At 38.4% G+C, this 2477-nt stretch carries 2 protein-coding genes; one reads left to right on the top strand and one right to left on the bottom strand.

Going from position 1 to position 2477, the window contains the following annotated elements:
- Window positions 1–854: 23S rRNA (uracil(1939)-C(5))-methyltransferase RlmD (gene rlmD, locus RT405_RS03470; RefSeq protein WP_313467588.1), on the top strand; the 854-nt coding region annotated here is incomplete at its 5' end.
- A gap of 867 nt (window positions 855–1721) precedes the next feature.
- On the opposite strand, the gene RT405_RS03465 is transcribed toward rlmD, so the two are convergent.
- On the bottom strand, window positions 1722–2477 hold a 756-nt coding region (locus RT405_RS03465; protein ID WP_313467587.1), incomplete at its 5' end, for an NAD-binding protein.

Genomic DNA, 2477 nt, shown 5'->3' with positions numbered 1-2477 from the left:
TTATTAAAGTGCGCGACATTATGCGGACTTACAGCGTCAAACCTTATAACGAAAAAGACAATACAGGAAATCTGCGCCATATCATTATCCGTCGCGGTTATTATACTGGTGAAATGATGGTGATTCTTGTCACACGAACTGCAAAACTTTTCCCGACAAGTAAAATCATTCCAGATATTCTTGAAGCTTTGCCGGAAGTTGTCAGCATCGTTCAAAATATCAACCCGACTCGGACCAACACCATTTTAGGCGAAGATGCCATAGTTTTATACGGTGAAGATCAATATAAAGATACGCTGCTTGGAAAAACGTATGAAATCTCTCATCGTTCTTTCTACCAAGTGAACCCAGTCCAAACGGAAAAATTGTATTCTGTTGTCTTGGATTATGCTGAATTGACGGGTGAAGAAACAGTTATTGATGCGTATAGCGGCATCGGAACGATCACTTTATCGTTAGCAGATAAAGCGAAGCATGTTTACGGAATCGAAACAGTTGAACCAGCCGTTGAAAATGCAAAAGCTAACGCTGCCTTAAACCATATCGAAAACGTGACCTTTGAAGCAGGATTAGCTGAAGAAGTCATGGAGGAATGGAGTAAAGAAGGCCGTAAAGCCGACGTATTAGTGGTTGACCCACCTCGTAAAGGATTGGAAGGTCAATTTATCGATGCTGTTCTTGAAATGAAACCCACTAAAATGATTTACGTCAGCTGCAATCCAGCAACATTAGCACGCGACTTAGCTTTGCTTGCTGATGGCGGCTACACAGTTGAAAAAATCCAACCTGTTGACTTATTCCCGCAAACGAACCACGTGGAATCAGTTGCTTTGCTACAATTGAAAACTGTTTAAACCTTCTTGATTTTAACTACGTTTACAAGCGAAGAGGATAAAATCAGAAACAAAGAGAAAGTTAAGGCCATATTACTATTTCTATGGTTATTGACCTAAAATCTGAAAACCCCATAAAATTAAATAAGAGCTTCTAAAAGTAAGTTTGCTCAAGTAAAAAAAAGATGTTTCTGTAACAGGAAACATCTTTTTTATCGAGTAGAGTTTTATAAATCTTTTTCTGCCCTCGGTGTCTAACAGGCTCAGTCTATCTTAAAACAATACAAGGTCTAAATACTCATTACGCTCGCTTTATACTATTCGGATTCTACGTTGCGCTTCGCATACCGTATCTGGAAACAGCTAAAGCTGCAAGCCATTAGCTATTATACTGGATTTTTTTCGATTCAGGGCGGGCTTGTCCCGCATTTCCTGATTTTATATCTGTCGTGGAGGTAGTTATTAGTCAAAGAAGACTGGGTTTTATTGCTCGTTTAATCAATAAACCTATTTATTAGTCAAAGAAGGTTGTACTTTGTTGCTCCTTTAATCAATAAACCTGTTTATTAGTTAAAGAAGGCCATGTTCTGGTACTCATTTGATCAATATGGAAGAATTTACATCATAAAGGTGACTTATATTTACCATGCGAAGAAATGTATTTGCTACTCAATACTCTTTGAATACGCTGTTCATTGTACTTTCCTTCTCATTACTCCATAAATAAGGTTCTTTGTAACACTTACTTCGGGAATGAGGCTATGAAATCTTCTGCTGAACGTTTGATGGCTTCTGTGTTTGTATGTTTATATAAAAAATGTCAGCGAGATATTCTCACTGACATCATATAGAACAATAGATAAAGTAGAACAAGAATAACTTTAAGGTTTAGACAAGGATTTCACTGTCTTTAGCTAAGACAATCAGCTGGTCTCCTTCATCTAAGGTTAACTCTTTCTTCAATGTGACAAAAGTCAGCAGATCGTTCTTTTTCTTTATGAAAAGCGGGGTAGCGTCATCTGGTAAATGGTTTTTTCCGATTTCATTCTTTTCCGTAATATTAATGACCCGTAAAGAATAATCTGTATTGATTTTTCGGTTTAATTCGGTAAAGAAAGCTTCTTTTTCAAAAAGTGTCTGTGCACTGAGATTCGTTGTCAATTCTTCATGATTTACTTTGCTGTTAGGTCTTGTAGGAAGTGTAAAGGTATTTTGGAAACCAAATTCAGGTATATAAGATTGGCAAACTAGTGCATTATAAGCCTCATCTCCCGTCATTACCAAAATCGTTTCATATTGAGTCAAATCGGTATCGTATTGCGTGTGTTCAGAAAGAATTTCTCCTCGGTGAGTTGTTAGGCCTTTCTTTTCAGCTAAGCGCAACCGCCCTCCTGAAGTATCGATCAGGATAACCGGAACACCCAGTTGTTGAATTTTTTCTGCCAATGCAATGGAAAAGCTGCTTGCTCCAGCAATAAGAATACCTGGCGGCTCGGTGCTTGCAAGGCCAAGTTTTTTTGCGAGCGGAGCAATCGTGAAGCCATGCGCAGAAACGGTAATGATCACGAGTGCAAAAGTTAAAGCAACCAGAATTCCGGCATCTGCATAACCATCTTCTAAAAGGATGGACGCAAAGTAACCAGA

This window comes from Carnobacterium sp. (genome assembly GCF_032094055.1).
In the GTDB taxonomy this organism is placed as follows: Bacteria; Bacillota; Bacilli; order Lactobacillales; family Carnobacteriaceae; genus Carnobacterium_A.
This window is presented reverse-complemented; position numbering and strand designations above follow the sequence as displayed.